This window comes from Marisediminicola senii, from assembly GCF_011057645.1.
GTDB lineage: Bacteria > Actinomycetota > Actinomycetes > Actinomycetales > Microbacteriaceae > Marisediminicola > Marisediminicola senii.
Genome location: NZ_JAALGE010000015.1, coordinates 1 through 23262, shown reverse-complemented (window position 1 = coordinate 23262; position 23262 = coordinate 1). Strand labels below are relative to the sequence as shown.

At 67.8% G+C, this 23262-nt stretch carries 23 protein-coding genes and 1 tRNA gene; 16 read left to right on the top strand and 8 right to left on the bottom strand.

Annotated elements, in window-relative coordinates:
* The first annotated feature begins 7 nt into the window (after nucleotides 1-7).
* The 5 genes from G5S38_RS07120 (at nucleotide 8) to G5S38_RS07100 (ending at nucleotide 4324) form a co-directional block, all read left to right on the top strand.
* On the top strand, nucleotides 8-430 hold the full coding sequence (locus G5S38_RS07120) for a hypothetical protein (RefSeq protein WP_165066458.1): 423 nt from the start codon (nucleotides 8-10) through the stop codon (nucleotides 428-430).
* 49 nt (nucleotides 431-479) lie between these two features.
* On the top strand, nucleotides 480-1973 hold the full coding sequence (gene gltX, locus G5S38_RS07115; protein WP_165066455.1) for a glutamate--tRNA ligase: 1494 nt from the start codon (nucleotides 480-482) through the stop codon (nucleotides 1971-1973).
* Nucleotides 1970-3007, top strand: coding sequence for an NAD(P)/FAD-dependent oxidoreductase (locus G5S38_RS07110; protein WP_165066452.1), 1038 nt, complete (start codon nucleotides 1970-1972; stop codon nucleotides 3005-3007). The genes gltX and G5S38_RS07110 overlap by 4 nt, the downstream gene beginning before the upstream one ends.
* Before the next feature lie 3 nt (nucleotides 3008-3010).
* Nucleotides 3011-4195: an MFS transporter gene (locus G5S38_RS07105; protein ID WP_235928952.1), complete on the top strand. Its 1185-nt coding sequence runs from the start codon at nucleotides 3011-3013 to the stop codon at nucleotides 4193-4195.
* Between the two features lie 57 nt (nucleotides 4196-4252).
* Nucleotides 4253-4324: transfer RNA gene (locus tag G5S38_RS07100), tRNA-Gln, on the top strand.
* 105 nt (nucleotides 4325-4429) lie between these two features.
* On the opposite strand, the gene G5S38_RS07095 is transcribed toward G5S38_RS07100, so the two are convergent.
* Nucleotides 4430-5026 carry a DinB family protein gene (locus G5S38_RS07095; RefSeq protein WP_165066449.1) on the bottom strand — a complete coding sequence of 199 codons (597 nt, stop codon included), beginning with the start codon at nucleotides 5024-5026 and terminating at the stop codon, nucleotides 4430-4432.
* Nucleotides 5027-5161: 135 nt separating this feature from the next.
* Nucleotides 5162-5935 carry a DUF429 domain-containing protein gene (locus G5S38_RS07090; protein ID WP_235928951.1) on the bottom strand — a complete coding sequence of 258 codons (774 nt, stop codon included), beginning with the start codon at nucleotides 5933-5935 and terminating at the stop codon, nucleotides 5162-5164.
* Between the two features lie 100 nt (nucleotides 5936-6035).
* Between G5S38_RS07090 and G5S38_RS07085 the strand changes: the two genes are divergently transcribed.
* Nucleotides 6036-7058 (top strand): hypothetical protein, encoded by a 1023-nt coding sequence (locus tag G5S38_RS07085; RefSeq protein ID WP_165066446.1) that lies wholly within the window; start codon nucleotides 6036-6038, stop codon nucleotides 7056-7058.
* Nucleotides 7059-7062: 4 nt separating this feature from the next.
* On the opposite strand, the gene G5S38_RS07080 is transcribed toward G5S38_RS07085, so the two are convergent.
* From G5S38_RS07080 to G5S38_RS07070, 3 genes are read right to left on the bottom strand one after another with little or no spacing between them, the layout of a single operon-like run.
* Nucleotides 7063-7989, bottom strand: coding sequence for an aminoglycoside phosphotransferase family protein (locus G5S38_RS07080; protein ID WP_165066443.1), 927 nt, complete (start codon nucleotides 7987-7989; stop codon nucleotides 7063-7065).
* 25 nt (nucleotides 7990-8014) lie between these two features.
* Entirely contained in the window at nucleotides 8015-8695 is a 681-nt protein-coding gene (locus tag G5S38_RS07075; protein WP_235928950.1) for a DUF4166 domain-containing protein, read from the bottom strand.
* Nucleotides 8692-9297 (bottom strand): SRPBCC family protein, encoded by a 606-nt coding sequence (locus G5S38_RS07070; RefSeq protein WP_235928949.1) that lies wholly within the window; start codon nucleotides 9295-9297, stop codon nucleotides 8692-8694. Before G5S38_RS07070 ends, G5S38_RS07075 begins: the two co-directional genes overlap by 4 nt.
* Nucleotides 9298-9447: 150 nt before the next feature.
* Here G5S38_RS07070 and G5S38_RS07065 point away from each other — a divergent pair, with 150 nt between their 5' ends.
* The 3 genes from G5S38_RS07065 (at nucleotide 9448) to G5S38_RS07055 (ending at nucleotide 12081) form a co-directional block, all read left to right on the top strand.
* The gene (locus G5S38_RS07065; RefSeq protein WP_165066440.1) at nucleotides 9448-10086 is read left to right on the top strand and encodes a class I SAM-dependent methyltransferase; all 639 of its coding nucleotides are present in this window, start codon (nucleotides 9448-9450) and stop codon (nucleotides 10084-10086) included.
* A 151-nt stretch (nucleotides 10087-10237) separates the two neighbouring features.
* Complete coding sequence (locus G5S38_RS07060) at nucleotides 10238-11059, top strand: glycosyltransferase (RefSeq protein WP_165066437.1); 822 nt, start codon at nucleotides 10238-10240, stop codon at nucleotides 11057-11059.
* Between the two features lie 11 nt (nucleotides 11060-11070).
* On the top strand, nucleotides 11071-12081 hold the full coding sequence (locus tag G5S38_RS07055) for a glycosyltransferase (RefSeq protein WP_165066434.1): 1011 nt from the start codon (nucleotides 11071-11073) through the stop codon (nucleotides 12079-12081).
* A 52-nt stretch (nucleotides 12082-12133) separates the two neighbouring features.
* Here the strand turns inward: G5S38_RS07055 and G5S38_RS07050 are convergent, their stop codons facing one another.
* Nucleotides 12134-13048, bottom strand: coding sequence for a 2-hydroxyacid dehydrogenase (locus G5S38_RS07050; RefSeq protein ID WP_201276614.1), 915 nt, complete (start codon nucleotides 13046-13048; stop codon nucleotides 12134-12136).
* A 188-nt stretch (nucleotides 13049-13236) separates the two neighbouring features.
* Between G5S38_RS07050 and G5S38_RS07045 the strand changes: the two genes are divergently transcribed.
* The 4 genes from G5S38_RS07045 to G5S38_RS07030 all read left to right on the top strand — a co-directional run bounded on the left by G5S38_RS07045 (nucleotide 13237) and on the right by G5S38_RS07030 (nucleotide 17597).
* Nucleotides 13237-14619 carry a D-arabinono-1,4-lactone oxidase gene (locus G5S38_RS07045; RefSeq protein WP_165066431.1) on the top strand — a complete coding sequence of 461 codons (1383 nt, stop codon included), beginning with the start codon at nucleotides 13237-13239 and terminating at the stop codon, nucleotides 14617-14619.
* Between the two features lie 55 nt (nucleotides 14620-14674).
* Nucleotides 14675-15505, top strand: a complete 831-nt coding sequence (locus tag G5S38_RS07040; protein ID WP_201276613.1) for a glycosyltransferase family 8 protein — start codon at nucleotides 14675-14677, stop codon at nucleotides 15503-15505.
* 215 nt (nucleotides 15506-15720) lie between these two features.
* Complete coding sequence (locus G5S38_RS07035) at nucleotides 15721-16743, top strand: TerC family protein (RefSeq protein ID WP_165066428.1); 1023 nt, start codon at nucleotides 15721-15723, stop codon at nucleotides 16741-16743.
* Nucleotides 16740-17597: a hypothetical protein gene (locus tag G5S38_RS07030; RefSeq protein WP_165066425.1), complete on the top strand. Its 858-nt coding sequence runs from the start codon at nucleotides 16740-16742 to the stop codon at nucleotides 17595-17597. The genes G5S38_RS07035 and G5S38_RS07030 overlap by 4 nt, the downstream gene beginning before the upstream one ends.
* 23 nt (nucleotides 17598-17620) lie before the next feature.
* Here G5S38_RS07030 and G5S38_RS07025 read toward each other — a convergent pair whose 3' ends face one another.
* Nucleotides 17621-18325: an alpha/beta hydrolase gene (locus G5S38_RS07025; protein ID WP_165066422.1), complete on the bottom strand. Its 705-nt coding sequence runs from the start codon at nucleotides 18323-18325 to the stop codon at nucleotides 17621-17623.
* A gap of 71 nt (nucleotides 18326-18396) precedes the next feature.
* On the opposite strand from G5S38_RS07025, the gene G5S38_RS07020 reads away from it, so the two are divergent.
* The 3 genes from G5S38_RS07020 to G5S38_RS07010 all read left to right on the top strand — a co-directional run bounded on the left by G5S38_RS07020 (nucleotide 18397) and on the right by G5S38_RS07010 (nucleotide 21891).
* Complete coding sequence (locus tag G5S38_RS07020) at nucleotides 18397-18957, top strand: TetR/AcrR family transcriptional regulator (RefSeq protein ID WP_165066419.1); 561 nt, start codon at nucleotides 18397-18399, stop codon at nucleotides 18955-18957.
* 228 nt (nucleotides 18958-19185) lie between these two features.
* Nucleotides 19186-21087 carry an ABC transporter ATP-binding protein gene (locus tag G5S38_RS07015; protein ID WP_165066416.1) on the top strand — a complete coding sequence of 634 codons (1902 nt, stop codon included), beginning with the start codon at nucleotides 19186-19188 and terminating at the stop codon, nucleotides 21085-21087.
* A gap of 24 nt (nucleotides 21088-21111) precedes the next feature.
* Nucleotides 21112-21891 (top strand): alpha/beta fold hydrolase, encoded by a 780-nt coding sequence (locus G5S38_RS07010; RefSeq protein WP_235928948.1) that lies wholly within the window; start codon nucleotides 21112-21114, stop codon nucleotides 21889-21891.
* Between the two features lie 33 nt (nucleotides 21892-21924).
* Here the strand turns inward: G5S38_RS07010 and G5S38_RS07005 are convergent, their stop codons facing one another.
* Complete coding sequence (locus G5S38_RS07005; RefSeq protein WP_165066413.1) at nucleotides 21925-22797, bottom strand: phytanoyl-CoA dioxygenase family protein; 873 nt, start codon at nucleotides 22795-22797, stop codon at nucleotides 21925-21927.
* Nucleotides 22798-23262 lie beyond the last annotated feature (465 nt).

Genomic DNA, 23262 nt, shown 5'->3' with positions numbered 1-23262 from the left:
CCAGGTCATGACGATCGACCAATCGGGCAACCTCGTCTCGGCATCCACGTCCCAGCAGGGGTATGACACGACCGTCACGCGCGACGTCGCCGGCGGAGCCACCGGATGGAGCGACGCGGAGAATATCGACGCCCTGCTCGAGAGTGCCAATGGCCAGGACGTGGCCCCCACCGACCTCGGCGACCCGTTCATCGACTTCAGTTCGAACACCGTCGAACCAGAAGGGGCCGGCGACTACGTCGTGGGATACCGCCTCCAGCAGGTCGCCGTCGACTTCACGATCCAGTGCGACCGCGACCTCACCGGGCAGGGGGTCATTACGACGTCGGGCGGCGGCCTCGGCACGACACTCGTCGGCTGCGACGGCCCGCCGGTCGGCGACACCGACCGCGAGTACGCCCTGAGCCTGCAGGAACAGTGCCCGGAGTGACCCCGGCTGGGAGGGCGCGCACCGCCCGTCACCGTAGAATCGGGGAGCCATGCCAGCTACCGTCACCACAGCCACCGGAAGCGACGTTCGCGTTCGCTTCTGCCCGTCGCCCACCGGAACCCCGCACGTCGGGCTCATCCGCACGGCCCTCTTCAACTGGGCGTATGCCCGCCACACCGGCGGCAAGCTCGTCTTTCGCATCGAAGACACCGATGCGGCCCGCGACAGCGAGGAGAGCTACGCCCAGCTGGTCGAGGCGCTCACCTGGCTGAACCTCGACTGGGACGAGGGCATCGACGTCGGCGGGCCGGATGCGCCATACCGGCAGTCCGAGCGCACCGGAATCTACCAGGACGTCATCGCCCGCCTCATCGAATCCGGGCACCTCTACGAGAGCTTCGCGACGGGCGAGGAGATCGAGGCCCGCAACGTCGCCGCCGGCCGCGACCCCAAGCAGGGCTACGACAACTTCGAGCGCGACCTCACCGACTCCGAGCGCGCGGCATTCCGCGCCGAAGGCCGCACACCGGCGCTGCGCCTGCGCGTGCCAGACACCGAACTGTCGTTCGACGACCTGGTTCGCGGCGAGATCACCTTCCCCGTCGGCAGCTTCACCGACTTCGTCGTCGTGCGGCCGAACGGCGCCCCGCTCTACACCTTCGTGAATCCCCTCGACGATGCGCTGATGGGCATCACGCACGTGCTTCGCGGCGAAGACCTTCTGTCGTCGACCCCGCGGCAGATCGCGCTTTACCACGCACTGATCGACATCGGCGTGGCATCCGCCGTTCCCCGTTTCGGACACCTGCCGTACGTGACGGGGGAGGGCAGCAAGAAGCTCAGCAAGCGCGACCCCGAGTCGAACCTGTTCCTGCACCGCGAGCGCGGCTTCCTGCCGGAGGGGCTGCTCAACTACCTCGCGCTGCTCGGCTGGTCGCTCACCCACGACCGCGACGTATTCAGCATCGACGAGATGATCGACGCGTTCGATGTCGTCGACGTGAACCCGAACCCCGCCAGGTTCGACCTCAAGAAGGCCGAGTCGATCAACGGCGACCACATTCGCATGCTTCCGGCCGACCAGTTCGCCGCGCGCCTCGTGCCGTACCTCGGCGAGCTCGTCGAGACCGACGCCGACCGAGAGAAGCTCATCGCGGCGGCCCCGCTCGTGCAGGAGCGCATGCAGCTGCTGGGCGAGGCGCCCGGCCTGCTCGCCTTTCTGTTCACGGCGGATGACGCCATCACCGTCGACCCCGACGTGAAGGTCACCGCAGACGCCCGCCCGGTGCTCGACGCAGCCCGCGACGCGCTCCGTGCCCTCGACGCCTCGACTCCGAGTAACGCCTGGAGCACCGCGAACATCGAGGCGGCCCTGCGCGCGGCCCTCATCGACGGGCTCGGCATGAAGCCGCGTGTCGCGTTCGGACCGCTGCGCACGGCCATCTCGGGCCGCCGCATCAGCCCGCCCCTGTTCGAGTCGATGGAGCTGCTGGGGCGCGAGTCCACCCTGGCCAGGATCGAGAGGCTCACGGCGAGCTTGTGAGCACCGAACCAGTTCGCGAGTCGCCCGACGTCTACGACGTCGCGATCGTCGGCGCGGGGCCAGCCGGCCTGAGCGCCGCACTCAACCTCGTGCGTGCCCGCCGCCACACGATCGTGATCGACGGCAACCGGCCCCGCAACGCCGCCACCTTTCACTCGCACGGCTTCATCACGCGCGATGGGGTCTCCCCGCTCGAGTTGCGAAAGCTCGCGCGGCAGGAGCTGCAGGAGTATCCGCACTACGAGTACCACCAGGCCATGGTCACCGCGATCACGCGCGTCGACGGCGGCTTCAGCGTGGCATCCAAGGCCGGACTGCAGAAGAGCGAATACACCGCACGCACCGTGGTCATCGCGACCGGTGTGACCGAGGTGATGCCCGCGCTGCCGACGCTGCGCGCGTTCTACGGCACGAGCATCCACAGCTGCATCGAGTGCGACGGCTACGAGGAGCGCGGGGGACACCTCGCGATGATCGGCGAGACCGACGACCTGGCCGACCGCGCCATGCTGCTGTCGCAGTGGAGCAGCGACATCATCGTGTTCACGAACGGCGTGGGCACGGTGACGGACATGGATGAAGCGGTCCTCGCCGACCGCGGAATCACCGTCGACCGTCGCGCGCTCGACGACGTGGTGGGCGACCAGACCGGGCTGACCGGCATCCGCATCGCGACCGGCGAGGTCGTGCCGAGGAGCGCCGCGTTCGTCCGTCCGATCTATGAACCTGCGCTGGCGTATGTGGATTCGCTCGGGCTTGCGACGGGCATCGACGGGCACCTCGTCGTCGACGCGGAGGGCCGCACGTCGCTGCCCGGCGTGTACGCGGCGGGGGACTCGGCGGAGCCTGGGCCGCGGCAGCTCATCGTCGCCGCCGGCCAGGGCGCGCGGGTCGCATCGGCCCTCAACGGCGACCTCGCGCGTGCGGTGTTCGCGAATCCTGCCGCGCCCGCATACGCCGGGGCGCCCAGCGCCGCACCCGTCGACTCCCTACCCGCCACTGTCGAACCTGCCCTCGCGCGCGACCGGCACTAGCGAGTGACCGACCCGACCCCGGTGGCCGAGAAGCCCCGGTTGCCCCGCGACGTCTACGTACTCGGCGTCGTCGCGTTCTTCGTGATGCTCGGGTTCGGCGTCGTCGTTCCCGTGCTGCCGGTTTACGCCCGCAGCTTCGACGTCGGGTACACCGAGGTCGGCGCCGTCGTCTCGGCCTTCGCCCTCATGCGCCTCGTCGCCAGCCCCTTCGTCGGAAGGTTCATCGACTGGGGAGGCGAGCGCCTCATCCTCGGTATCGGGGTCGGCATCGTCGCCGTATCGAGCGGCCTGGTCGGCATCGCGCAGGACTACCCGCAGCTTCTGCTGCTCCGGGCGGCGGGCGGCATCGGTTCCGCGCTGTTCTCGGTCTCGGCAATGACCCTCCTGCTCGGCGCCACGTCGTCGACGCTGCGCGCTCGTGCGATCGGCTTCTACCAGGGCGGGTTCCTCATCGGCGGTATGGCCGGTCCCGCACTCGGCGGCGTGCTCGGCACCATCTCGCTTCAGGCGCCGTTCTTCTTCTACGCGGCCACCCTCACCGTCGCGAGCCTCATCGCGCTGGTGTTGCTGCGCCGGTCGAGAGGGGGTGTGGATGCCGCTGCGCCCGTCACCCCGGTGCCCCTCCGTACCGTGCTCGCCGACACCCGCTACCGCGCGGCCTGCGTCGCGAACTTCGCCTCCGGCTGGACCTCGTTCGGCGTGCGCAGCGCCCTCGTCCCCCTCTTCGTCGTCGAGGTGCTGCGCGGCACCAGCGTGTGGACCGGCATCGCGTTCGCCATCGCCGCGGTGGTGCAGGGTATCGCGCTCGCGCCCGCCGCCCGCTTCGTCGACACCGTCGGCAGGCGCCCCGCGATCATCGGTTCGTACTCGCTCGCCGCGGTGATCGTCGTCGCCATCCCGTTCGCTCCGAACATCATCGTGCTCACCGTGCTGCTCTGCCTCTACGGCGTCGCCGCCTCGTTCATGGGCACCGCTCCCGCCGCCACCGTGGGCGACGTGGCTGGACCCCGCAGTGGTCGTCCGGTCGCGCTCTTTTCGATGTGTGCGGATGTCGGAGCCATCGTCGGCCCCCTCGTCGCGGGCTTCCTCGCCGACACCGTCTCGTACCCGGTGGCCTTCGCGGTGGGTGCTGCCCTCTACGCCGCCACCGCCCTCTACGCCACGAGGATGCAGCGCGCCCGAATATGAACTTCGGCCCGCCATGGGCTAAGCTCTATAGTCGGCCCGGGCTTCGGTTCTGGCCATTGGGGTATGGTGTAATTGGCAACACGGAAGATTCTGATTCTTTTGTTCTTGGTTCGAGTCCAGGTACCCCAGCTGTAGCCCCGTAGTTTCTACGGAGACCGGGGGCCTTTTTCTTTGCAGACGCGGTCCGAGTCCGCGGACACTCCGTGTGGCGCAGCCGCGAGTATTCGAGGGTCCTCATTCCCGCGGCAGAGAGTGGGCCTCCGCTGCGCGTTGCACCCGGGTCCGGTGTTCCGCCCAGAAGGCAGCGTCTCCTGCGGGGATGTTGTCGTTGACCTCGTACAGCCCGACTGTCCCGTCGATCAGTTCGCGAATGATGTCCGCCTGCCCGGCGTGCCGATGGGTTTCGGCAATCATGTGAACCAGGATCCGATGGAGTGTGACTTGCCGGCTCTCGGGCCGCCACCAGTCCACCACGCCCGTGTCTTCGAGGTCGAGTACCCGAATCGTCTCGTCGGAGTGCGCCCAAGCGCGCTGGTAGAGGCCGATGATTTCTCCCCGCGACTCGTCGGCTGTTGCCCACATGTCGACATTGGGCTCTGTCTCGTCGTCAAGCCACGCTGGGGAGTTTTCGAGGGGCCGCCCGAAGACGCCGCCGAAGTACCCGATCTCACAACCCGCCACATGTTTCACCAGACCCAGGAGATTGGTCCCGGTGGGGGTAAGCGGCCGTCGGATGTCATACTCCGAGAGGCCGGTCACTTTCCATACCAGCGCATCGCGGCCCTCTTGCAGGTAGCGGTGAAGCATGTCTTTCGGCGTGAGCGGTGGCATGAGCCCAAGCGTGCCACAGACGAGAGGCATGCCTGAGGCGGGTGAGAACGGCGCAACGATGCACCCCTCGAACACCAGCAGGGTCGGTCAATCACCGAAACCGGATGTCGAACTGGGCGCCGCGCGGCGCATCAATCAACTGGGTGGGTCGTGGAGCAAGTCACCGATTCTCTTGGTTGGCAGGGCAATCCAGCCTTCACGTTGGGCCCGCTCCAGCAACTCCACGGGAGGCCGGGCGTAATAGCCGAGCGAGGCATTTCGGGCCGCGAGCGATGCAATGACTGCGTCGAAAGCGTCAGCAGAGCTGATTAGCTGTTCCGAGAAGGCCGCCACGTCCAGCCAGGGGGCGGCCTCGAGAATCTCTCGCAACAGCCGTGCCCTACTGGTGCTGTCGGTGCGGTACCCGGTGGTGTTGAACCCCCACAGCCGCAGTGACGCACCAGGGTAGATCTCGACCACAGCCCCCGATCCGGCTCGATCGGTAGAGAGGCCGCTTTTCTCGAGGCGCGCGAGAAGGCCAGCGCACCGCATCGCGGTCAATCCGAGGCGGTCGGTGGAGACACTGAGCGGCCAACGGCCCGTCTTCTCCCGAACATGGCGGTCCGTCTCGCGGTAGGCGAGTGTTCGTCGCCATGCCATCCCGCCTTCCGGACCGGAGGGGTTCGGCACACGGCCCGAGTGGCCGGTCACGAAACGGACGAACTCGTCGGGCCACCCGAAGGCGCAGTCGATCCCCAATTTCTCAACCCCGACCGCGGCGGCGACAATCTGTTGGTCGTCAACCCCAAGGTGCAGCTCACGCAGTGTCGCCCCGAGGGGGGTCCAATCCATTATCGCGAGGGCGGTGCCCTTGCTCTCGGCAGCGAGATCGACTCCGGCCGTCCGCATCCACCAAGAGTAGAGGCTCACTCCCGGACAGTACGTCTCTGAACCCTGTCCACAACGCGGGCTGAAGCTCCAGAGTTACCCGAACCGGGGGTACTCCGGAGGTCCGTCTAGGCTCATCCGCGTGCCCGGATTACCGTTCGACCTGCGTATCGAGTTGTCCGATCCTGGGCTGCTCGACGACCTGGCCGCGGCGGGGGAGCGGCGGATAGGGCTCGACGAACTCATGGCCGTGCGCGGCCAGCGGGCCTGGCCGGCGTGGGCGCGGGGTGCTGCCGCCGGGCACGCATTCCGTTGGAGCCTGCGCGACACCTTCGACTCCACGTGGTGGCCGCAGGGCATCGATGTGGCCCAGCGCCACGGTCGTCGCATCCTCGCGGTGAGTTGGTACGCCCACCCGGTGCGCGGTGTCGAACAGGGGGTGCGCGTAACCTTCGTCGACCTCCGGTCGCCGCGCCTGCCGCGCTACCACCACGTCTTGCTCGTTGAGCTGGCGCGGGCCGCCGACGGCGACGTTCGCCCACAGCCCGTGGTCGTGCATGCGGGCGGTATTGCCTTGCTGGGTGAGCGTCTCCTCGTGGCGGACACCTTCGGCGGATTGCGCGAATTCCACCTGGACGACCTCCTGCTGCTGCGCGAACCGATGTTCGGCTACCGGCACGTGCTCCCGCAACACGCACAGCACCGTGCCCGAAAGGTCGAGGGCGATCGCGGCATGCGGTTCTCCTTCGTGTCCATCGAGCACCGAGACGGACCTCCTCGTCTCGTGGCGGGCGAGTACGGAGACGGCAGTCGCCCCGACCGCCTGGTGAGGTTCGACCTCGACGGCGGTGACGGCGGTGACGGGGGAGAGCTGGTCGAGCCCGGCCTGTATCGAATGCAGGGCGCTTGCATTGTCGACGGCACCTGGTTCGTGACGACCAGCAACGGCAAGCGCAACCGCGGTGATCTCTGGGTCGGCACGCCCGGCGCCATGACCCGGCATCGACACGTGCTGCCCCCGGGTCCCGAGGACCTCGCCTACGACCGCGACACACGTCGCCTGTGGTCCCTCAGCGAGTGGCCGGGACGCCGCCGGGTGTTCACGATCGACCCGACGCGCTGGCAGCCGGCACCTGCATCCATACCTGCACCGGCAAGGCAGTGAGACGTCAGGCCAGCGGGGCCAGCAGCAGCGCTGCCTGCCTCAGCCTGGCGACGTTGACGGGTTCCCCGTCGTTCTGCGACTCCCAGTAGTACGACGCGATGTACCGCGCGAAGGAGAGGGCGTGAGCCGTCGAGAAGTCGACTTCTGCCGCCTCGGTGAACCGCCGTGTCCAGTTCACCAGCAGGGCGCTGGGGTCGTCAGAGCCGATCGCGGTAGCCAGGTGGCTCCGCGTGACCGTGTGCGCCTCGTTGGCCGGGGTCCCGACGAGCAGGAGGGGATCGATGGCGACCCACCGATCGCCATCCGCCTGCAGGATGTTCGCGAGGCTGAGATCGCCGTGGGTGAGGGTCGAGGTGCCGTCTGACGCGAGGCGGTCGATGGCCTCGAGGGCGACCTGCAGGTGCTCGTTCGACAACGCGGCACCAGACCGTTGCGCGACGAGGTGCTGTTCCCGCAGCTGCGCCGACCAGCCATTCGCCTGCCCCGCGAGGCTGGGTGCGTCCGGCGGCGGGGTCGCACCGGCCAGCTCGCGGCTGAGGCGCCCGGCGATGGCCATCGCGGCAACCGTGTCGTGCAGCTCGCTGAGCGCGGTCCCGTCGATCCACTCGAGCAACATGGCCTGGCGGGTGGTGTCGGCATCGAGCAGCCTCACCGCCCCGCGCCCGGCGAACGCGCTCAGCGCCGCCACCTCGGGGTCGATCCGGACCACCGGACTCGCCAACTTCACGGCCGCCCGCACACCGGAGCGGGTGACCACGGGAACGACGAGCGACGTTGCGCCGTTGCGCGTGGGGCCGTCGATCTCCACGCCCCATTCGGTCGACAGACTGCGCCAGAGACCAGGGAGGCCGTCGAGCCATCGGGCCGCTGAGGTGTCGCGGCGCAGGATCTCTGCGCTGAACGTCGCCGTGACTGTCGGACTTGTTCCCACCGGGCCATCCTCTCCCGGCATGCCGCTAGAGCCGACGTTCGTGGCGCACCGGCTTGAGGCGGGGTGGCGCGTCGGTCGCGGGCGGGAACTCGCAGGTGAACCACCCGTCGTACCCGAACAGGAAGCCGAACACGCGGTTGCGCACTTCCAGGGTGATGTGGAACGCCTCGCGGTCGTCATCCCAGCGCTCGTGCAACTCGGCCCGCCCCGAGAACACCATCGGAAAGCGAAACCCGAATGGCCCCTCGTAGAAGCGCTGGTCGGTCGACCGCAGAACGAGCCCGCCGGATTCGTCGACGTCGAGTTCGAGGTCGACCGCGAGGTGCTGGTGCGTGCCCAGGTAGTCGACGATCACGCCCCGGCGGGTATCGAGCACCATGGTGGCATCGAACCTGGCCGGTTTTCGGCGCACGCGGTACTCCCGCACGAAGGTGACGGTTTCGCGGCCGAACGGGTCGCGGTACGGGTAGTTCTCGATAGTGAACGGCACCTTCGTGCCGGTGTCGGCGACGAGGATGTGGCGCAGCCTGCCGATCCAGAGGAATGGGACCGTCCACCAGGGTCCACGCCGGATGCTGTCCATGGTTCCGTGTCCGACGCACGCGTACCCCGCGTCGAGGGAGACACCGAAGCGGCGCTGCAGCATGGGGTGCAGTTGCGCGAAGCGGTCCTCGCCGAGGGCAGCGCGGAACATCGGCGTGGTCACGGCAGCTCCGTGAGAGTGGTCGGGGCGCCGGCCATGGCGCCGTCGCGCGGCGGCCGGGTTCGGCAGCGGCCCGCGCGCGGGCGTTCCGAGTTCCACCAGGCGAACACGGTCAGCAGGCCCCACTTCTCGGGCGGAATGCCCGTCTCGGCCCAGATGCGAAGCCGGTCGAAGCTCCACGCAGTCATCCAGCTGACGAGGGGCCGCATGACCAGGTCGGGGATCCGCCCGAAACCGGGCGAGTAGTCGTACCCGGTGATGAAGCGCACACCTTCCGGCGTCGGTTCGTAGCGCCAGTAGCCGCGACCACTGCGCAGGGGCGACAGTCGGTCGTCGGTCATGAACGACAGTGCCGAGGTTCGGGTGCCGTCCGGACGAACCTTTTCGCCCAACGAGATCCCGGTGCCGTCGATGCGGTGAAAGGGCAGGGAGCGCTCGTATCGAAAGTGGGTACGACCGTGATCGTCGGTATCGAGGGGAACGATGGCACTGAACCGCAGGTCCCACCGCGGATGCAGCACCGGATCCTGGGTGAGCCTCCACACGGTGTCGAGGTCGGCGCGCACGAGAGTCTCGACGTACAGCGCCCGCGATCCAGCCTTCATGTTTCCCCCGTCGCGACGATATCTCACTCTCCTGCCGCCGGCGATACCTGGGCTGGAACAGCGGGCGTGCGCCGGCCGGTCACGGAGTACGCCCGATGACTGCTGCGACCCGGTCAGCTCCGCGCAAGCCACCGGTCGCAGAATGACTGCATGACCGACGCCACTTTTCCCGACTGGTTCTTCGACCGTGACGACCCGACCTCCGACGGCGACTTCTATCGCGCGCCGCGTTTGGTCACGCATATCGACGATGGTGCGGTGCGGGCGGTCGGGGAGCTCTACCGCGAGCTCGGCATCGACGGGACCGCACCTGGCGCTCCGTCAGTGCTCGACCTCATGTCGTCGTGGGTGTCGCACTTCGTCACCCCGCCACCGCGTCTGACCGTACTCGGCATGAACCGCGCAGAACTCGACGCCAACGAGGCGGCGACCGAGCGCGTCGTGCAGGATCTCAACGGCGACCCGTCGTTGCCCTTCGCTGACGGCACGTTCGACGCGGTCACCTGCTGCGTCTCGATCGACTATTTGATCCGGCCCGTCGAGGTGCTCGCCGAAGTCGCCCGGGTGGTGAAGCCCCACGGCCCGGTGGTGATCACGTACTCGAACCGATGCTTTCCGACCAAGGCCATCCAGGGCTGGCTGGCCACCACGGACGCGCAGCATGGCGAGGTGGTGAGCCGTTATCTCGCCCTGGCCGGTGGCTTCGGCCCCGCCGAGGTATCACTGCGCACGCCGGAGACCGGGTATCGCGGGGATCCGTTATGGGCTGTGGTGGCACGAGCACGCTGACGAGCTCAGCCCGCGCCGCCAACGGGCTGGTTTTCACTCAGAACCCGGTATCGTTCGCTGCCGTGGCCCACGTCCACCCTGACCTGACGGGAACCGATTTCATGATCACCTCGACCGGCGACCGCGGCGACTCCGCGGGCCCCGCTGACCTGTGACTGCTCCGAGCGTCACCCCATCGACCCTGGTGGTCATTCCCGCGTTCGGATCGCCGGAGCTGACCGATGCCGTGGTGAGCGACCTCTGCCGCGACGGAAGCGACCTCGACCCGTCCGTGCGCATCGTGGTGGTCGACAACGCCGGTGACTACGTCCTCCCGGAGGGACGCATTACGGTCCACCGCCCCGGGCGCAACCTGCGGTGGATCGGCGCCGCGAACTGGGCACTGCAGACGGCGTCACGCGATGGGCAGGCGGTCTGCGTGGTGCTGAACAACGACATCCGGCTGTCGCCCGGATTCCTCGACGGGCTGATCGCCCCGTTCTCGACTAGCGGTGACGGTGGCGGCGACATCGCGATCGCGGCGGCCTGCTACGACGACTTCTGGCTGCACCAGCGGGCCAACCCGGTTCCGCCGACCGCCGCCGAATACGTGCCGCGCGGCGCGCTTCGTGACGTCGACTTCTGCGACGGCACCGCGATCGCGTTCGCGGTGTCGCCCATCGTCGAGCTGGGGGGTCTCGACGAGGTGGCATTCCCAGCACACGGCTACGGTGCCGATATCGACCTCGCGATCCGGGTGGGCGCGGCCGGCCTGCGGTGCGTGGTCACCGAGGGCGCCTACGTCTCGCACCTGCGTCGACAGACGATGAACAGAACAGGCCAGACGTCGGAGGGAAACCGGGCGGAGATCCTCGACGGCCTGAACGCCAAGTGGGGCGACGGGTGGCGGGCAGAGGTCGGGCTCGGGCCCGGGTCGTTCCCCGCCCACAACACCGGGAGCGGCGCGTCGTGGTACCTGGCCCCGCCGGCGTGATGAGCCGCGCCGTGCCCTCTCCCGGGCGGATCGTCTACGCGGGTTTCGCCACTCGTCATCACAGCGGCGGCGTGCACGTGATGACCCAGCACGTGCGGCTGCTGCGCGACAGCGGACACGAGGCCTGGTTGTGGCTTCCCGATCGGGCGGACCGCACCGACTGGATCGCGAACGACGTGCCGATGGTGTTCGGCGCCAGCACTCCGATCGGCGCGAACGATCTCCTGGTGCTGCCGGAGACACCGACCGTCCAGGGCCGCGACCCGGCGCCCGGAGCGCGCAAGGTCATCTTCAACCAGAACCACTTCTACACGTTCGCCGCCGGATCACCCAGCGACGACTTTCCGGGCTGGGCGCCGCCGCCGGCGATCTGGGCGGTGACCGCCGAGAGCCGCGACGTGCTGGCCGCGGCGCTGCCCGCACTGCCTGCGACGGTGGTGCCGAACCCGGTAGACGGCGACCTGTTCACCCCGCGCGCGACCGACCGGCTCCGCGTGAGCTGGTTCCCCAAGAAGAGGCCGCGCGAGGCCTCCCTGCTGAAGCGGCTGCTGGCCGACGACCCGCGGTTCGCGGGGGTGGATCTGGTCGAGCTGGTGCAGGCGCCGAGGGCAGAGGTGGCCGCGACCCTCGGCACATCGGCGGTGTTCGTGGCGCTCGGGCACACCGAGAGCTTCGGCCTTCCGGTCGCCGAGGCGCTGGCGTCAGGCTGTCTCGTGGTGGGCTACGACGGCGGAGGCGGACACGAGCTGTTCGACGCTCCCGGCGCGTGGCGAATCCCCGACCAGCGACCGCTGCTCATCCGCGACCGGGTGGCAGACCTCATCCACGACATCGGCGCCCTCGCGGAGATGCGCGCCGCGAACCGCCACTGGGTGCTGGAGCGCTACCCGTTCGCCCGCACGCAAGCGGCGCTGCAGGAGGCGGTGGCCGCCGCGTTCGCCCGTCCCGGCGCCGACTCCCTGGCAGTGCACCCGGTCGCCTGGCTCGACAGCCTCGGTCCGAATTTCACCGCCTACGCCTGAGGGCGCAGTCGCCGGCAGCCTCAGGCGCCCGGGCACCCAGTCGCCGGCAGCCTCAGTAGGCACCCTTCACGACGTTGGTGAGTTCGTCGCCGGCCACGTATCGGCGTAGCTGCTCGTTGACGAGAGCGAAGGCACGCGGTCCGGCCTGAGTGATGGAACCGGCCGCGTGCGGGGTGATGATCAGGTTCGGTGCCGTCCACAGCGGGTGGCCAGCGGGCAGCGGCTCCGGCTCCATCACGTCCAGGGCGGCACGCAGCCGGCCGGTCGTCAGCTCGGCGAGCAGCGCATCGGTGTCGACGACCCTGCCGCGTGCGACGTTGACCAGCAGTGCACCGTCGGGCAACGCGGCCAGGAACTCGGCATCCACGAGCCCGGTCGTGTCCTCGGTGAGCGGAACGGTGAGTACCACCACGTCGGCCCCGGGCAGCAGGGTGGGCAGTTCCGAGGTGGCATGGATGCCGTCGCGCGCCGTGTGCGCGACGAGCACCGGGGTGGCGTCGAAGCTCTGCAGCCGGCGGGCGGTCTGCTCGCCGAGGTCGCCGGCACCGATGATCAGCACCCGCTTGTAGCGCAGGTCGTCCGCCTCCATCGGGCTCCACGTGCCTTCACGCTGCGCCTCGCTGAAGTGGGGGAGACGACGGAGCGTGGCCAGGATCAGGGTCAGGACCAGCTCGGCAACGGCCGAACCGTGCACCCCGCGGGCGGTGCAGAGCGTGACCCCGTCCGGGACGTGTTCGATGATGTCCTCGACGCCTGCGCTCGTCAGCTGGGTGACTTCGAGTTTCGGCATGGCCGCGAACTTCTCGGTGAGGTTGGTGGAGTCCTCGACCTGTGGCACCCAGAACACGGTCTCAGCGAGGTGCTCGGGCTTGTCGCCCTCGCCGTCCCAGACGATCACCTCCACCCCGTCGGGAACGGCTCCGAGGAGCTCTCGAGCGTTGGAGTCGGGTACGCACGCGATAATCACGGCCCCAGCGTACCCAGTGCCGTCCCGGGCGTCGGCTGCACGGTCGCTGGGACTTCCTCAGAAGAGGCCAGTTCCCCCAGCGGGATTAAATAGAGTCGTCGAGCATCGAATGGTTCGCGTGCCGGTGGGATCGCTTTACGGATCAGTGCAGCTCCGAGGCAGTACCGAGCTTCAAGAGGAGATGTGCGATGAGTATCATGCGGCTGGCCTACCCCCATCAGGAACCGGAGCTCACCGGCGAAGACACCCGGCTCCACAACTGGGCCAAGAACTCCCGGTTGGGTCCCCCCGGTTCGGTCATCGCCCCGGCCACCGAGGCAGAGTTGTGCGCCTTCCTGTCCGCCAGCGATGGCCCGGTCCGGATGATCGGAAGCCGAATGTCACCCGGCCGCTTGATCGAGGTCGCGAACGGGAGTGGAACGCTGCTCGACCTGAGCATGCTGAGCGGACTGATCTCCAGCACCGCCGATACCGTGACGTTCGCCGGTTCGACCCCGTTGGCCGACGTGTACGAATTCCTGTCCGCGCGCGGGCAGATGCTGCCGGCGTCGCCCGGTGTGATCGCCGAGCAGACGCTGGCCGGCGCCCTGTCGACCGGCACCCACGGCCAAGGCCTGCAGCAGAGCTCGATCGCCGGCGCCGCGCTGTCGATCCGCATGGTGCTCGCCGACGGCACCGTGGCGGAGTTCGACCGCGACCACCCGCATTTTGCCGCCGTGCAGCTCAGCCTCGGTTCGCTGGGCGTCATCACCGCGGTAACGCTTCGTGCGCGTGAATCAGTGATCTACACCTGCGTCAAGAACGCCGTCGACGCCGACACCCTGGAGACAGACCTCGAGGTGTGGAACAGGGAGAACGTGCTGGTCAAGGCGTGGTGGTTCCCCCAGGAGGGGCAGGTGCAGGTCTGGACCGCCAACGAGGCCACCGACGATGAGGTCACGCGGTATCACGCCGCCGGTGGCGCGCTGCTGGAGCACGCGACCACCAACGCGACGATGAACGACACCATCGAGTCGACGCTGCGGCAGCTTCGCGACGACAGCAGGGGTGTCGCCGATGACGGAAAGCCGCTGCAGACCGTGACTCGCTTCAGGGACTTCACCGACGTCACGGGTGACATCTACCAGGTCTTCACCCGGGGCATCGCGACCCCGCAGATCAACGTCGAGATCGGCATCCCCCTCGCCCGCGCCGGAGCGGTGATCACCAAGATCAAGGAATGGCACGCGGCGACCCGTCCGCGAATGCACTACCCGGTGATCCTGCGCTGCACCGGTCCGTCCGATGGATGGCTCAGCCCCTCTCACGGCGAGGACACCTGCTACTTCGGCTTCGTCGTCTACTACGCGGCGGACGGATCACTCTCGGAGGAGGGCGACAGTTTCCTGCGGGCGGTCGAACGTGCCCTGGCCGAGGAGGGCGGCAGGCCCCACTGGGGCAAGTACTTCGACGAGTCCCTGTACGACTGGCCGGCGCTCTACCCCCAGTGGGAAGCGTTTCGCCGGGTCCGCGAGACGCTCGACCCGCAGCACCGTTTCGCCAACGCCTTCACGGCGGCCCTCCTTGACTGATGCGGGCCGCCACGCCCCCGACGCCGGTGGCGGGGTGCCACCGAGGAACGCCTGGGTGACCCTGTTGACGCAACCCGGCTATGTGGTCGGCGTGCGCACGCTGCGAGCCTCGCTCGCCGCTTCCGGCAGCCAGGCCCCCCTCGTCGTCATGGTGACGGAGGGAATCGACGAGCAGACCCGGCGTCTCCTTCAGGACGATGGATGCCTCCTCCGCGACGTGGCACCGCTGCGTCCGGGCGGCGGGTCCGACGACAGCTACGCGAATAGCCGGTTCGCGGAGGTGTGGACCAAGCTGGCCGTGTGGGGACTCACCGACTTCGACCGTGTCGTCTTCCTCGACGCCGACATGCTGGTGACCCGCACCATGGATGAGCTGTTCACGCTCGACCTGCCCGATGGAACCATCGCCGCCTGCCACGCCTGCCGGTGCAACCCGAACCGGATCGCGAGCTATCCGGCGAGCTGGACGCCCGACACCTGCTTCTACAGCCACTGCCGGGGCGTGGACCATGTCACCGAACCGGAAGCGACCGACAATTACCTGAACGGCGGCTTTCTCGTGTTGGCGCCCGACGACGCGGTGCTCGCCGACATGCTGGGGAGGCTGGCGGCGCTGGACGACCTGACCGGCTACCCGTTCGCCGAACAGGACTTCCTCAACGAGTACTATCGCGACCGATGGCGCCCGCTGCCCTACGTGTACAACGCGCTGAAGACCCTGCCGCACCAGCACCCGTCTGTCTGGGATCTGGCGTCGGTCGCAAACATCCACTACATCATCGACAAGCCGTGGGAGAAGCCGCTCGATCCGACCGATCGGTACTTCGAGGTGAACCGGCTCTGGTGGCAGATGGCCGACACCCTTGGTGCACCCGTCGGTACGTGACCCGACGGTTCTACGGGCCACGAGTCGCTTGCGGGTCCCTCCAAGGTTGCGCATAGCGAGTTTCTTGTAGGGTGGGGGCAACAAGGGGAGTACTCCCGCCTGCGGTTGGTCCGTCAATACGAATGCAGTCCTGCATTCCGGGCCGCCGGTTCTGACTCGGTCAGAGCGGAGGAGACCTTGGTGTTCTGTCAACGCCACCCCTTTGGAGTACCCCCATGCAGGTAACACCCCTGATCTGGCTCATCACGATCGCCGTGACGATCGCGTTCTTCGTCTACGAATTCTTCGCCCACGTGCGAAAGCCCCACGAACCGAGCATCGGTGAAGCCGCCCGGTGGTCGGCCTTCTACATCGGCTTGGCCCTGCTCTTCGGTGTGGGGATCGGCACCGTCTCGGGATGGACCTACGGCGGCGAGTACTTCGCGGGATACCTCACCGAGAAGGCGCTGTCGATCGACAACCTGTTCGTCTTCCTCCTGGTCATGGGCGCGTTCGCGGTGCCGAAGATCTACCAGCAGAAGGTGCTCATGGTGGGCATCATCATCGCCCTCATCCTGCGCGGGGGGTTCATCGCCGTCGGCGCGGCCCTCATCGAGAACCTGTCCTGGATTTTCTACGTCTTCGGTGCCCTGCTTCTCTTCCTGGCCTACCGCCAGGCCTTCTCGAACCACGAGACCGACCCCGCCAACAACGCGTTCATGCGATTCGTTCGCCGTCACCTGCCCATCACCGACGAGTACCACGAAGACAAGTTGACGGTGAAGCTGGGCGGCAAGCGGTTCGTCACCCCGATGCTGCTCACCATCGTCGCCATCGGCTTCGTCGACCTGATCTTCGCGGTCGACTCGATTCCCGCCATCTACGGGCTCACAGAAGAGGCCTACATCGTGTTCACCGCGAACGCCTTTGCGCTCATGGGGTTGCGTCAGCTGTACTTCCTCATCGGCGGGCTGCTCGAACGCCTCGTGTACCTCGCACAGGGCCTCGCGGTCATCCTGGCCTTCATCGGCGTGAAGCTCATCTTCCACGCCCTGCACGTGAACGAACTGCCGTTCATCAACTCCGGCGAACCGCTGCTGTGGGTGCCCGAGATTCCGATCTCCGTATCGCTGCTCTTCATCGGTGCCACGATCACCGTCGCCACGGTGGCGAGCCTCATCAAGACCCGCCGTGATCGGCCGGAGTCCGCCTCGGCTAAGCCGGTAGACGAAGCATCCCCCACGGAGTACAAGTCATGAGCAAGTTCTCGAAGCTCGCCCGCCTCGCCCAGGATGCACTGAGCAAGTCCGGATCGACGGATAGGAGATCCGGTGGTGGCCAGACAGACTGGCGATCGGTCGTTCGCAGCGCCGCAGATTCCCTCACCGGTGACGCACGCGCGGGCGAACCGAGTCGGTCCACCGGCGTGCCTCCTGGATCGCGGGCACAGGCGCAGGCGCGGTCGGCAACGCCGGCTCGACCGAACTCGAGCCCGGCATCGGCAACGGTGAGCGACGCCGATCGCGCCGCTATCGCCCGCTACGACTACCTCCTCGAGACGGCAGACCCGCGCCAGATCGAGCAGGTTCACCGCGAGGCGTTCGGGCGCCTCACCCCGGCGCAGCGCGAAGCGATCCAGCGACGTATGGACGAGGAGCTTCCCGAGCGTGAGCGCCCTCGAACGTCGGATGCGGATGCGCTCGCGCGCGCGGCGACCCGAACAGAGGCGACCAGGCCGGGGTTCCTCCGTGGTCTCCTCGCTCGCGCCGGTAACGCCGGTAGCGCCGGGTCGGGCCCCGGCGGAGGTCTCGGTCGCGGCGCAATGGTCGGCGGCGCTGCCGCGGGAGTCGGCCTCGCCGCGGGCGGCGTTCTCGCCGCGGTGGCCGGCGGTGCTGTGCTCAGCTCGGTCGCTGGCCCGCTTCTCGAGCAGGCCGCGAACATCGGAGTCGACTTCACCGCGCTCGGCGAAGGCCTCGACGCGGAGGCGCTCACCGGCGGCCTCGGCGACGCCGTCTCAGGCGCCGGCGACACCGTGTCGGGGTTCGGCGATCAGGTGAGCGATCTCGGATCCGGCTTCACCCTGCCCGGCCTGGACGACTTCTTCGGGCGCTGACCGACACCCCCGGACAAGCCTCATCACTGACGCGCCAGGGCCTGAACCTGTTCGACCACCAGGTCGGGACGGGAGATGAATGGGTGGTGACCGGTCGGCAGCTCGACACTGCGTGTCGCCCGGTTCGCGTGAAAGCGTTGCAGCCCGATGGACGTACTGCGGTCCTGCCCGCAGACGAGGTAGGTCGAGTCGACGCCGTGCCACCCCGCGTTGGTGGTCGGTGTCAGAAAGGCTCCCACCGCTTGAGCGGTCACGCGCTCCCACGCCTGGTTACGGGCGAGGTCGTCGGCGTCCTGCAGGAACCTGGCCCCGAACGAGTCCGGATCGTAACCAGCCAGGTTCAGGGTGCCGTCATCGCCGCCCGCGACGGACACCGGATCGCTCTCCCCGCTCATGATCGCCCCCTGCGACTGCCCGACCTCCGGCAGGTACGACGAGATGTAGAGCAGGTGGGAGACCGCGGGGTGTTGCCCCGCTTCGGCGATGACGGTGCCGCCATAGGAGTGACCGACGACGATCGCGGAATCGACATCGTCGAGCTCGCGGCGAAGCGCAGCCGCGTCGGCGACCAGTCCGCCCGCGACCTCGCTCGAGGTGGTCTCGCCGCAGGACGGCAACAGAACAGAGCGGCTATGGATGCCGGCGCGCTCCCTCAGCAGGTCGGCAGTCCGCTGCCACCACCACTGGCCGTCACGCACCAGGGCACCGTGTACGAAGATCAATTCCATCGGAGTTCCTCTCTCCAGCTTTCCCGTATTCAACGGTACATGTATGAGTTATTACGTGAAAAGATGGCCTCGTGGGCAGACAGCGACAACCGGAGATAGCGGACGAGCTCCTCGACAGGTGTACCGATCACGCCCTGGAGTACGGGCTTCCCGACCGGCTCGATCCTCTCGTCCGCGCCACCGGTACGTCGGCCCGTATGCTCCTCTACCATTTCGGTACAAGGGACGAGCTGTTGCGGGCGATCCTGCGGCAGGCGCGACAACGCCAGCTCGACAGTTTCGGCGAGTTGCTGCGCGTGCGCCCCGATGAGGCGTACACCGCCACGCTGGCTCGAGCGTGGTCCGCGATGACCGGTCCCGACGGGCGGCCGTACCTGCGCATGTTCAGTCAGTTACGCGAGAACGCGGAGCAGTCGCTGTGGCCAGGGTTCCGGCGCATCGCGACCACCGACTGGCTGCAGCCGCTCGAGGAGGGCCTGCGTAGTATCGGTCGTCCGGAGTCTGCAACTCTCGTCCTCGCCGTGATCCGCGGCCTGCTGATGGACCTCGATGCCACCGCCGACACCGCCCGCACCGACCGGGCCTTCCACGAACTTCTCGACGCCCTCGACCCCGCACGTGATGTGACCTAGGACTCGTTCCGGGGCTTCTGCGCGCGGTCGCTGCGGTCTGAGGCTCACAAGCGGGCATGCGAGTATTGGCGGGTCGAGGGGTACGCTCGCTGCGTTTGCGAGTCCGGCAGTCATGACGGGCCGAGCCGTCTTCGGAAGCACGGCCCCGGCTCGCGGCCGCCGGGAAGAATCCCGGGCGCGGGCAACCCGCCATCGAAGTTGAGCGTGTCGCCCACGGAAGGAATCACCATGAGCATGGAAGGCGCGGCCTGGAGCTCGCTCTACAAGATCTCGACTGCCAGGGACGGCAAGCACGGCATCTCCCGTGAGTCCGTGCGGCGCATCATGACGTTCGCGGTGCCGTACCGGTCCAAGCTGCTGGTGTTCATCACGCTCTCCATCGTCGGAGCGTTCCTCGCGGTCGCGACACCGGTACTCGCCGGGCAGGTGGTCGACGTCATCGTCGCCCAGGGTGAGGTCGGCACGATTGTCCGGCTCGCTGTCGTCATCGCCCTCGTGGCCGTGGCCGACGCCGGCGTATCACTGGTGACGCGCTGGTTCTCCGCGCGGATCGGCGAGGGCGTGATCCTCGACCTCCGCACCGCAGTGTTCAACCACGTGCAGAAGATGCCCATCGCGTTCTTCACCCGCACGCGAACTGGTGCCCTGGTGAGCCGCCTCAACAACGATGTGATCGGCGCGCAGCAGGCCTTCAGCGGCACGCTGTCCGGCGTGGTCACGAACCTCGTGGCGTTGATCCTCACCCTGATCGTCATGCTCAGCACGTCCTGGCTCGTGACCGTTCTCGCCGTGGTCATGCTCCCCATCTTCCTGGTGCCCGCGCGCCGCATGGGCAGCCGCCTCGCCGCGCTGCGCCGCGAGGCGGCCGACCACAACTCCGCCATGAGCACGCAGATGACCGAGCGGTTTTCTGCGCCCGGCGCCACTCTGGTCAAGCTGTTCGGCCGGCCCGACGAGGAGGCCGAAGAGTTTCGCGTGCGCGCCTCCCGTGTCCGCGACATCGGAGTCCGGACCGCCATGCTGCAGTTCGTCTTCTTCACCGCGCTGATGCTCGTCTCTGCCCTCGCCCTCGCACTCGTGTACGGGCTCGGTGGTTTTCTTGCACTCGCGGGCCAGCTGGATACCGGCGAGGTGGTCACCCTGGCGCTCCTCCTCACCCGCCTCTACGCCCCGCTGACCAGCCTCGCGAACGCACGGGTCGAGATCATGAGCGCGGTCGTCAGTTTCGAGCGCGTCTTCGAGGTGCTGGACCTCGAACCGCTCATCCAGGAGAAGCCCGACGCCGTCGTCGTTCCCCAGGGGCCGGTGGCCGTCGAGTTCGATGACGTCCGGTTCGGCTACCCGTCCGCAGACAAGGTGTCCCTGGCCTCCCTCGAGGAGGTCTCGACACTGGATACCCGCGGCGGAGAAGAGGTGTTGCACGGCGTCTCATTCCGAATCGAGCCAGGGCAGACCGTTGCCCTGGTCGGAACGTCCGGTGCCGGCAAGTCGACGATCGCCCAGCTTCTCTCGCGCCTGTACGACGTCGACAGCGGCGCCGTGCGCCTCGCGGGAACGGATGTCCGCGACATCAGTTTCGTCTCTATGCGACACACCCTGGGCATGGTGACGCAGGATGGCCACCTGTTCCACGAGACCATCCTCTCCAACCTTCGCCTCGCGAGACCGGAGGCGTCTGACGCCGAGGTGTGGGACGCCGTCCGACGTGCGCGGCTCGAGCCGCTCATCCGATCCCTGCCGGACCAGCTGGACACCGTGGTGGGGGAGCGTGGCTACCGACTCTCCGGGGGTGAGCGCCAGCGGATGACCATCGCGCGGCTCCTGCTCGCCCAGCCGCGCGTCGTCATCCTCGACGAGGCCACGGCGGCGCTGGATTCGACGTCGGAGGCCGCCGTGCAGGAGGCGCTCAGCGAGGCGCTCGAGGGACGCACGGCGATGGTGATCGCCCACCGCCTGTCCACCATCCGCAGCGCGGACCTGATCCTCGTGGTCGAGGACGGCTCGATCGTGGAACGCGGTACGCATGAGCAACTGCTCGCTGTGGGTGGGCGCTACGAGGAATTGCACCGGACCCAGTTCGCGGTGCAGAAGAACGTCGCGGCAGATGAGCAGGCGCTGAGCGGCACCTGATCCCATCTGGCCTACAGTGAGCTGATGCTGCACTCGACCCGGCAAGGCTCAGGTAAGCCACTGCTGTTGATCCATGGGCTCGGTTCCAGTATCGGCAACTGGAACCCCATAATCCCTGCACTGGCCGCGGAACGCGATGTGATCGCGATTGACCTCCCTGGTTGTGGCAAATCCGCGCCGTTGACCGGCGAAACCACCATCGCTACCCTGACCGACACCGTCGAAGCCTTCATCCGCGACGCGGAACTCGGCGACATCGATGTGGTCGGCAGCTCAATGGGCGCCCGGATGGCAATGGAAATGGCGCGTCGAGGGCACGCCGGCACCACTGTCGCACTGGACCCTGGTGGGTTCTGGAATGACCGGCAGGCCGCGATCTTCGGTGCGACTATCAGGGCCTCCGTCGCACTGGTGCGCCGCATCCAACCGGCGCTTCCCTTCCTCACGGGTAACCCCGCAGGCCGTACTGCCCTGTTGGCACAGTTCTCCGCCCGTCCCTGGAAGCTGCCGCAGGATCTGGTCCTGCACGAGCTTCGCGGATTCACGACATCAACCAGCCTGGACCCAGCTCTCGACGCGCTGGTTCACGGGCCGCGCCAGGAGGGCGCGCCGGCCGGTTCGCTCACGGGCACAATGGTCATCGGATGGGGGCGCAAGGACAAAGTCACCGTTCCCAGCCAGGCAGCGCGGGCCACGGAGCTGTTCCCAGACGCGACGCTGCACTGGTTCGAAAACTGCGGTCACTTTCCGCACTGGGACCAACCGACCGCTGCGGCGCGCCTGATTCTCGACAGCACCGCATAACCTGCGGCTGGGCGTCGGTCGCCGCCCGCCCAGTTATTCCTCGTCGGCCTCGCCCATCATGAGCCCCTCGATATCGTGCTTCTGCGTAATGGGCTCGAGCACGTCGACGACCGGGCAGGGGAGGTGTTGGCGCACCCGTTCGGGAAGCGCGTCCCAGTAGGCGTGGGTCACCGCCATGTCGTGATGGTCCGCATTGCCCGCACCCGGGGCATCCACTCCGAGCACGAGCACCGGACGCGACTTGTCCGAATAATTGCGCGTGCCCCGGTGGATAGTCAGGGCAGAGCGCGCCGAGATGTCGCCCATCTTCGGATACTTTCGTTCCGCCCGTTCCTCGAAGACCGGGTAGACGTCCTTCGGCGGGAACATCCCGTGCTCGAAGCTCTCCGACCAGGCCCACTGGGTTCCCGGGGCGATCTCGAAGGGACCCATTTCCTCCTCCGTGTCGACCGCGGTCAGGTTGAAGGCCAGCGAGGTCAGCCGCTTGTTCTCGCGGGTCTCGTCGGGCATCGGAAAGTCGCGGTGCCACGGTTGGTTCATCGCGCCAGGGCCGGGGACGTCGAAGCCGAGCTCGACGATCTCGTAATGCTCGCCGAGCACCGCTGTGCACACCGTGCGCACCCAAGGGTGGTCGACGAGCTCCACGAATCCGCGCAGCTGCTCGGGATGGATCTCCACGTAGTAGCGATTCGGACCGCGCCCGACCGCGCCATTGGGCCGGGACTTCGCGTCGGCCAGGGCCAGCTCGATGTCTTCGCCCATGCGCGCCGCCCACTCGCTGCTGAATGCGCCCTTTCGGCCGATGATGCCCGCCGTGTAGAGACTCTCGACGGCCTCCGTCGCATCCGCATCTCCGTCGCTCGGGGTCGGGATCGTGTCTGGGGTGAGAAAGGCGACCTCGGTCATGGTTCCTCCTTGAACGTCATGAGTAGTTGCCGGTCGGCAGAACTGCTTTCGCAGAATGTAACCGATGTGCCGTTGCTCGCGAGCAACTGGACGGTTACTGGACCGGAACGCTTGCGACCCTAGCGTGGACTGACGTTTCTTCGCACATGCTCGACCGGGCCAGGCGTGGTTGGTGTCCAATGAGCGGGATGCTGCGTGGTTCACCGACGGGAAACGGCTGAGCGAGCATCTCGCGCGGGAGATGCAGGGCGTTGCCTCTATCCAGTACGAAGGGTTCTGACGCGACCGCTGTCTACGTGCGATCGGATCTGGGTAGCGGCGGCCGAGAGTGGATCCCCCGGTCAAGTCCCCGGTGGTGGTGTAGCGGTGTCCTTCGGTTTGGGGGTTAGGCGCTGAGTCCGAGGGCGGGTTCGGTGGTCACCTCGGTTCCGGTGTCGGGGACGAGGGTGAGGCGGGATCTGGCGA

What these genes read in the sequence shown, in the direction of transcription:
- G5S38_RS07120 (WP_165066458.1), top strand. Translation starts at nt 8, where the DNA reads ATGACGATCGACCAATCGGGCAACCTCGTCTCGGCATCCACGTCCCAG.
- gltX (WP_165066455.1), top strand. Translation starts at nt 480, where the DNA reads ATGCCAGCTACCGTCACCACAGCCACCGGAAGCGACGTTCGCGTTCGC.
- G5S38_RS07095 (WP_165066449.1), bottom strand. Translation starts at nt 5,026, where the DNA reads ATGCCACCGCTCACGCCGAAAGACATGCTTCACCGCTACCTGCAAGAG.
- G5S38_RS07070 (WP_235928949.1), bottom strand. Translation starts at nt 9,297, where the DNA reads ATGAAGGCTGGATCGCGGGCGCTGTACGTCGAGACTCTCGTGCGCGCC.
- G5S38_RS07065 (WP_165066440.1), top strand. Translation starts at nt 9,448, where the DNA reads ATGACCGACGCCACTTTTCCCGACTGGTTCTTCGACCGTGACGACCCG.
- G5S38_RS07045 (WP_165066431.1), top strand. Translation starts at nt 13,237, where the DNA reads ATGAGTATCATGCGGCTGGCCTACCCCCATCAGGAACCGGAGCTCACC.
- G5S38_RS07035 (WP_165066428.1), top strand. Translation starts at nt 15,721, where the DNA reads ATGCAGGTAACACCCCTGATCTGGCTCATCACGATCGCCGTGACGATC.
- G5S38_RS07030 (WP_165066425.1), top strand. Translation starts at nt 16,740, where the DNA reads ATGAGCAAGTTCTCGAAGCTCGCCCGCCTCGCCCAGGATGCACTGAGC.
- G5S38_RS07025 (WP_165066422.1), bottom strand. Translation starts at nt 18,325, where the DNA reads ATGGAATTGATCTTCGTACACGGTGCCCTGGTGCGTGACGGCCAGTGG.
- G5S38_RS07015 (WP_165066416.1), top strand. Translation starts at nt 19,186, where the DNA reads ATGAGCATGGAAGGCGCGGCCTGGAGCTCGCTCTACAAGATCTCGACT.
- G5S38_RS07010 (WP_235928948.1), top strand. Translation starts at nt 21,112, where the DNA reads ATGCTGCACTCGACCCGGCAAGGCTCAGGTAAGCCACTGCTGTTGATC.
- G5S38_RS07005 (WP_165066413.1), bottom strand. Translation starts at nt 22,797, where the DNA reads ATGACCGAGGTCGCCTTTCTCACCCCAGACACGATCCCGACCCCGAGC.